The organism is Nonomuraea sp. NPDC003201 (assembly GCF_053590415.1).
Window position 1 is genome coordinate 67835 of record NZ_JBSFTC010000024.1, and the last position, 6677, is coordinate 74511.

The following is a 6677-nucleotide window of genomic DNA, read 5'->3' on the forward strand; positions in this document are numbered from 1 at the left end:
TCACCAGGTCCAGTAGGAGCGTGCCTCCGACTTCCAGTCCTTCGGGAAATACTGCTGGATCTTGAACGCCATGCCAAGGCCGCGGGCGATGTACTGGTCGCGGTCCAGTTTCCTGGTGATCGGCTTGCCCGGGGCGTCCTTGTTGTCCCACCAGGATTCCCACTGCTTGATGCAGGTCTTCCCGCTCAGGTACTGGTTCGAGCAGGGCGCGGGCGGCGACCAGATCTGGGTGTGGCCGAAGTCGATGACCTTCCCCGACGACTTCTCGGTGATGGTCCCCCACGCCTTGAGGCAGTAGCCCTGCGAGGGAATGTCCCACTTCACGTAGTGCTGCGGACCCGACGTGGCGAACGTACGCAGGTCGCCGCACTTGGCGTCGCCGATCTGCTCCTTGGTCACCCTGACGGTGTAGTACGTGCCGTTCCCCCGCCACCCGTCCAGCGTCAGCCAGTCGCCGTCGCGTACGAACTTCTCCGCGTAGTCTGGCGGCCACTTCTTCGGATCGCCCCAGCTGATCTCCGAGGTCGTGGACGACAGGGGCTTCCAGGTCCACTGCCCGGCCGCCTGCCCGTCGGACCAGTACTGTCCGGCGCTGCGGTCGGCGAACCGGGAGTACTCCCCGTAGTTCTCCCCCGCCCGGGCCGGGCCGGCCACCCCCGCGAGCACCGTGATCATCGCCGCGCCGGCGGCCAGCCACGGCCGCGTTCCCATCTTCTGGATCTTCACCGGCAGCACGGTACAGAGCCGCGCGATGCGCGACGGCTCACATCAAGAAACTTCGAAACGCCCCTCCGAGGCCGGGCGCAGGAGGAACGCGGTGCTCTCGTGCTCGGGAACCTCCACATCGAGCCCGGTGCCGGCCAGCGCCTGCGCGATCAGGTCCCGATCGCCGGTCCACTGCAGGACGAGCTCGTCCACCAGATCGCCGTACGCGTCGAAGCTCGTCGTGTGCGACTGCGTCGTCCAGAAGACGGCCCTGGGCGGCCGCCCGGCGGCGGCGGCCGCCTCGTGGACCTGCTGCCAGGCGCCGGAGGCGGTCGGCCAGAGGTCGGGCTCGGCGAGGTAGCCGTGCGCGGCCAGCCGGTCGAAGGCCGCCGAGATCCGGCACAGGTCGGACGACCGGTCGGCGGCCAGGCAGGTCACGACCCCTTCCTCCGGCTTGTTCAGGCCGTGGACCGAGGCGATGAGCGAGTCCATCAGGGCGTCGCTGTGCTTGGCCAGCTCGTCGGCGTCCATCTCCAGCAGCGCGTCGTAGTCGTCTTCCTGACCCGCCTGCCCGGGAACGGAGACCACGAGACCCTCACGGGCGAACGCCGCCTGGATGTTGGAGGGCAGCCCGCCCCGCCACGCGAGCGGCACGTCGTCGGCCAGCGTCCCGTCCGGGGTGAAGTGGTCGGCGCACGGGCTCAGCAGGCCGCTGGTCCCGGTGTCGGACGCGAAGCGCTCGGCGTCGACGATCCGCCAGCCCTCGTCCTCCAACCGGCTGAGCGCCCGGTCGAAGCCCTCGCGCTGCGTGCCGCGCGGCGAGACGGCCTCCTCGAACTCGATCAGCTTGGACACGGTGTCGGCGACCTCGGCGCGGCGCTGTTCGAGGAACGCGCGGGTCTCGGAGATGAGGTTCCGGCTCATCAGGGTGTCCATCACCATCGACCACCAGGCCTCGGCCTCGCCGAAGGCGTCCGGGTCCAGCTCCTTGAGGGAGAGCCACAGCTTCTCCGTGTAGTCCTTGCCGGCCTCCGGGGACTCGCCGTTCAACGCCTGCTGGCGCAGCCTGAGCCGGTAGAGGAACTCGACGAAGGTCGCGAGAGAGCTGTTGATCTTCTCCGCCTGCGGCGTCTCGTCCATCGAGAGCAGGCCGACGACGCCGGTGCGGATGTCGAGGAAGTAGCGCATGCCCGTGTCCCCCGACGTGCCGCCGAGCGTGAGGACGTTGAGGTCCCCGCCCGGCGTCCTGAACACGACGAGGGAGCCCACCCGCGGTTCGTCGGCGACGAAGGTGGTGAACGCCTGGTCCGCGCGTACCGGCAGCCCGACCTCGGACAGGATCCGGACGTCCTCCTCCGACAGCCCCTTCTCGCGGCACTGCTCGACGTCCATCAGCAGCAGGCCCTCGTCACCGAAAGCCTCGACCATCTCTTCGTGCGTGACCACGATTCAACACCCCGACGTCAGCCTTTGGGATCAAGTTCCCCCAAGGGTAGGGGATCTTTACGGATCAGACGGTACGTTCCCAGCGGACCTCCCCCTCGTGCCACCGGTCGGTGGGACGCAGGCCGGCCGCCGTGGCGACGGCGGCCGAGGCGGCGTGGTCGGGGTGGATGTGCGCGACGATCGTGTCGATCCCCTCCCGTACGAGCTGGTCGACCAGGGCCCGGGCGGACGCGGTGGCCAGGCCGCGGCCCTGCCAGGGTGTGCCGATCACCCAGGCGATCTCGGCGGTCCGGCCGTCGACCGTGGCCTGCACGTACCCGACCAGCCGCTCTTCCTCCCGCGACCGGATCACCCAGTTGCGCCAGCCGGGCGGCCCGGCGACCAGCCGCTCGTAGCGGGCGCGCAGCTCCGGCGCGGTGAGCGGGGCGCCGCCGGTGAACGTGTGCAGGTCCGGGTCCGACAGCACGACGGCCATCTCGTCGGCGTGCTCCGGGCGCAACGGGATCAGGACGAGCGCGGGCGCCTCGATGGGACTGGTCACCTGCTCATTCTGCCCCTTCGGTGCGGGCACGCAGCCGGGGCAGTGCCTGGACCAGGGCGGCGACCGCCACGTCCAGCGCGATGAGGAGGAGCAGGCCCATGGCGAAGGCATGCGGGTAGCCGCCCAGGGCGCCGTAGAAGACCACGCCGACCAGGGCCACGCCGATCGCGCCGCCCGCCTGCTGCGCGGTGCTCAGCACGCCGGAGGCGGCGGCCGCGTGCCTGGGGTCCACGCCGTTCAGGACGAGTGCGGGCAGCGGGGCCATGACCAGCCCCATTCCGGCGCCGGCGACCACGAGCCCGGGGATGATCCAGGCGATGGGACCGTGCTCGCCCAGGGCGGTGGCGGTCAGGGCGAGGAGGCCGTACCCGAGGGCCATGGTCAGCGCCCCGAGCGCGACGACCTGGCGGCCGAGCCTGGCCGCGAGCCGGACGGCCCGCGTCGAGGACGCGAAGTAGCCGAGGCCCAGCGGAAGGAAGATGAGCCCCGATCCCAGGGCGTCCAGCTCGCGGCCCTGCTGGAGGTAGAGCGCCAGGATCAGGAAGAACGAGCCCATCGTCATCGAGTGCAGCAGGCTGACCACGGTGCCCGCGGAGAACGAGCGGTGCCGGAACAGCCCGGGGTCCACCAGCGGTGCGGCGACCCGCCGCTGGTGCAGCGCGAACGAGGCCAGCAGGGCGACCGCCGCCGCCAGGCACAGCCAGGTCCATGCGGGCCAGCCCTGCTCGCGGCCCTGAACGAGGGGGTAGACGATGGCGACCAGGCCGAGCGAGACGAGCGCCGTACCGGCCAGGTCCAGCTTCGGGCCGCCCGGCAGGCGGGATTCGGGCACCAGGCGCGGGACCAGGGCGATGGCGAGCGCGCCCACCGGCACGTTGATCAGGAAGATGGTGCGCCAGCCCAGCCCGGCCAGGTCCGCGTTGATCAGCACGCCGCCGATGAGCTGCCCGAACACGCCGCCGAAGCCCATCGTGACGCCGTAGGCGTTGAACGCCTTGGCCCGGTGCTCACCGGTGAAGGTGGTGTTGATGATGGCCAGGACCTGCGGCATCAGCAGCGCAGCGCCGAGGCCCTGGCCGATCCTGGCGCCGATCAGGATCCCGGCCGTGGGCGCCGCCCCGCAGAGCGCCGACGCCACCGTGAAGCCGGCCAGGCCGACCGCGAACATCCGGCGCCGCCCGTACAGGTCCCCCAGCCGACCGGCGGTGATCAGCCCGGCGGCCAGCGCGACGCCGAACCCCGCCACCACGAACTGGATCTGCGAAGGCGTGGCGTGCAGGTCCCGCTGGATGGCGGGGATCGCCACGTTGACGATGAAGAAGTCGAGGGTGGTGATGAAGAGGCCGGACAGGAGGACCAGCAAAGTCCCCTGGCCGGGGTCCGCCGTCCGGGGGACGGCGGACTCGGGTGCCTTGACGGCGGTCATGTCGCTCTCCTGGTGTGGTGGCCGCTTGCGAGATAGACAATGCCGCCGGCACCTGTACCGTGGCGATTACGTGGGAGGTCATGGAAAAGGCGAAACGCCCGCCGGTCAGCGGATTCTTTCTCCGTACACGTGCTCGACCCGCATCGTCATGAGCACCCTGCGGTCGGACACCATCACCGACCGGTACTCCTCCCAGTCCGGATGCTCCCCCGCGGCGCGGCGGTAGTAGTCCACCAGCGCCTCGACCTCGGGACCGTGGGGATCGGCGCCCGGCCCCGTGAGCGTCACCGTGCCCTCGGCGGTGGCCCATGACCAGCCGTCAGGGCTGGTGACCTGCAGCGCGGCCCGCGGGTCCCGGCGCAGGTTCGCCGTCTTGGCCCGCCCCTCGGTCATCGAGACATAGATGACCTCGGCCCTCCGGTCGTAGAAAGGCATGACGGGGGAGAGCTGCGGGCGGCCGTCCGACTTGATCGTCGCGAGGACGCCCAGCCGGCTTTCCGCGAGCAGCGTGCGCGGGTCGAACGGGGTGGCGGTCATGAGGGCTTGCGGAACTGCTCGACCATCGCCGCGTAGCCGTCGCCGCCGCGCCCGTCGGCCACGGCCCGGCCGGTCAGGGCCTTGATGAACCTCGGAAGCTCGGCGCTGACACCGAGGGACTCGCTTTCGTGGATGAGGTGGTCCATCGCGGCCAGGTGGGTGTCGATGGTGGAGTCCAGAGCCGGGTACGCGCCGGTGTCGACCTGCTCCGCGTAGTCCGCCAGCCAGCCGTTCACGATCTCGATCCCCTTGCCGGCGAGCGGGGCGAACGCTCCGGCTCGCACCCCCGCCGCGCCGAGCAGGGCGGCACCCTGCAGGAACCCGTTCAGGATGTTCCACATCAGGCTCAGCACGGCCATCTCGTGCAGCGCCGACAGGGTGTGGTCGTCGCCGAGGTACGTCGTTCCCGAACCGAGGCTCCTCAGGGCCGGTTCGTACTGCTCGAAGGCCGATCGCGGCCCGCTGTAGGTGATGACGGCGTCCGCCCCGATCTCCGCGGGGACGGCCATGATCGCGCCGTCGAGGTAGGCGCCGCCCTGCCGCGCCGCCCACTCGGCGGTCTCACGGGCGCCCTGCGACGTACCCGAACCCAGGCTGACCAGGACCCGGCCGTCGAGAACCGCGCCCAGCGGGTCGAGCAGCCCGTGCACCGCGTCGTAGTCCGTGACGCAGACGACCACGAGCGGGCCGGCCGCGACGGCCTCGCCGACCGAGCCGGCGAGCGTCGCGCCCTGGGCCACCAGCTGGTCGGCCTTGGCCGCCGTACGGTTCCACACGGTCGTGGGGTGCCCCGCGCGCAGGAACGCTCCGGCCAGCGCCTGACCCATCAGCCCCAGGCCGATGACCGTCACGGGAGTGTGGTTGGCGTTGTTGGTGCTCATGGCAGAATCCTCAACGTTCATACCGATATGAAGGTCAAGGGGGAACGGGCGTGCTGATCGGGGAGTTGAGCCGGCAGACCGGAGTCCACACGCATCAGCTGCGTTACTACGAGGCCCAGGGCCTGCTCGAACCCGAGCGCGGCACCAACGGCTACCGCGAGTACGGCGACGACGCCGTCCTGACCGTGACCCAGATCCGCAGGCTGCTCGAAGCCGGGCTGTCGACCCAGGAGATCGCGTACCTGCTCCCCTGCGCCACCGGCGCGGCCCCTGACCTGGAGCCCTGCCCCGAACTCCTGGACACCTTGCGGGCCCGCCTGCACGGCCTGGACGAGCACATCGACACGCTCGCCCGCTCCCGCCAGTCCCTCCGCGACTACATCGACGCCACGGAGCGGCGCGTTGTGGGGAGCGGGTCACATGCTTGAGTCCTTAGAGACAGTCACGCACTACATGGCGCTGATCGCTCTCACATCGTGTGCTTTTCCGTTCTTGCTCGGCATCTTCACACTGATCAACCGAGGGCTCCCGCGCTGGGTTCCGGCAGGTAAATGGGCTTATTGGAAGCCGTTCTCCTGGGCGCAGATTTTCATGTCCGCCTCGCTGACGACGATGCTGCTCCCCCAGGTTCTGGACGTCGATCCGCTGTTGGGCCTCATCTTGATGGTTCCCGCCGTCTGCTTCCTCGTCGCCTCAACGGTTTTCTACGTCATGGCTTTTCGGGCGCCCGGCCCCAAGTAGCCGGTTTGCGTTCGAGCGCGCTCGAAGTCGTAGCGTCGCCGGCATGACGACAAAGACCTGGATCATCACCGGCGCGTCCCGGGGTTTCGGACGCGCGCTGGCGGAGGCGGCGCTCGCGGCGGGCGACCGGGTGGTGGCGGCGGTGCGCCGGCCCGAGAGCGTGGCCGATCTGGCGGCGAAGCACCCCGACAGGTGCCTGATCGCGGAGTTCGACGTCCGGGACGCCGGCGCGGCCGGGGAGCTCGTGCGTGCCGCCCTTGTCCGGTTCGGGCAGCTCGACGTGCTGGTCAACAACGCGGGCCGGGCCGTGGTCGGCGCGGTCGAGGAGGTCGGCGACGCGCAGTTGCGTGAGCTGATGGATCTGCACCTGTTCGGCCCGGCCGCGCTGGTGCGGGCGGCG

Annotated in this window: 9 protein-coding genes; 3 read left to right on the plus strand and 6 right to left on the minus strand. The window is 70.5% G+C overall.

Annotated elements, in window-relative coordinates; all coding sequences use genetic code 11:
• The 6 genes from ACWDX9_RS12680 to ACWDX9_RS12705 all read right to left on the minus strand — a co-directional run bounded on the left by ACWDX9_RS12680 (position 1) and on the right by ACWDX9_RS12705 (position 5536).
• Complete coding sequence (locus tag ACWDX9_RS12680) at positions 1-726, minus strand: hypothetical protein (RefSeq protein WP_355212801.1); 726 nt, start codon at positions 724-726, stop codon at positions 1-3.
• A 42-nt stretch (positions 727-768) separates the two neighbouring features.
• Positions 769-2151: an SUKH-4 family immunity protein gene (locus ACWDX9_RS12685; RefSeq protein ID WP_449952508.1), complete on the minus strand. Its 1383-nt coding sequence runs from the start codon at positions 2149-2151 to the stop codon at positions 769-771.
• Between the two features lie 64 nt (positions 2152-2215).
• Positions 2216-2692 carry a GNAT family N-acetyltransferase gene (locus tag ACWDX9_RS12690; RefSeq protein WP_449952511.1) on the minus strand — a complete coding sequence of 159 codons (477 nt, stop codon included), beginning with the start codon at positions 2690-2692 and terminating at the stop codon, positions 2216-2218.
• A 4-nt stretch (positions 2693-2696) separates the two neighbouring features.
• Positions 2697-4118 (minus strand): MFS transporter, encoded by a 1422-nt coding sequence (locus ACWDX9_RS12695; protein WP_449952514.1) that lies wholly within the window; start codon positions 4116-4118, stop codon positions 2697-2699.
• Positions 4119-4223: 105 nt separating this feature from the next.
• Positions 4224-4655: a PPOX class F420-dependent oxidoreductase gene (locus ACWDX9_RS12700; RefSeq protein ID WP_449952517.1), complete on the minus strand. Its 432-nt coding sequence runs from the start codon at positions 4653-4655 to the stop codon at positions 4224-4226.
• Positions 4652-5536 (minus strand): NAD(P)-dependent oxidoreductase, encoded by an 885-nt coding sequence (locus ACWDX9_RS12705; RefSeq protein ID WP_449952519.1) that lies wholly within the window; start codon positions 5534-5536, stop codon positions 4652-4654. The genes ACWDX9_RS12700 and ACWDX9_RS12705 overlap by 4 nt, the downstream gene beginning before the upstream one ends.
• Before the next feature lie 50 nt (positions 5537-5586).
• Here ACWDX9_RS12705 and ACWDX9_RS12710 point away from each other — a divergent pair, with 50 nt between their 5' ends.
• The 3 genes from ACWDX9_RS12710 to ACWDX9_RS12720 all read left to right on the plus strand — a co-directional run.
• Positions 5587-5964: a MerR family transcriptional regulator gene (locus ACWDX9_RS12710; RefSeq protein WP_449952522.1), complete on the plus strand. Its 378-nt coding sequence runs from the start codon at positions 5587-5589 to the stop codon at positions 5962-5964.
• Positions 5957-6277 carry a hypothetical protein gene (locus ACWDX9_RS12715; RefSeq protein WP_449952525.1) on the plus strand — a complete coding sequence of 107 codons (321 nt, stop codon included), beginning with the start codon at positions 5957-5959 and terminating at the stop codon, positions 6275-6277. The genes ACWDX9_RS12710 and ACWDX9_RS12715 overlap by 8 nt, the downstream gene beginning before the upstream one ends.
• A 43-nt stretch (positions 6278-6320) precedes the next feature.
• Positions 6321-6677, plus strand: a 357-nt coding sequence (locus ACWDX9_RS12720) for an SDR family NAD(P)-dependent oxidoreductase (RefSeq protein ID WP_449952528.1), incomplete at its 3' end; no start/stop codon positions are given.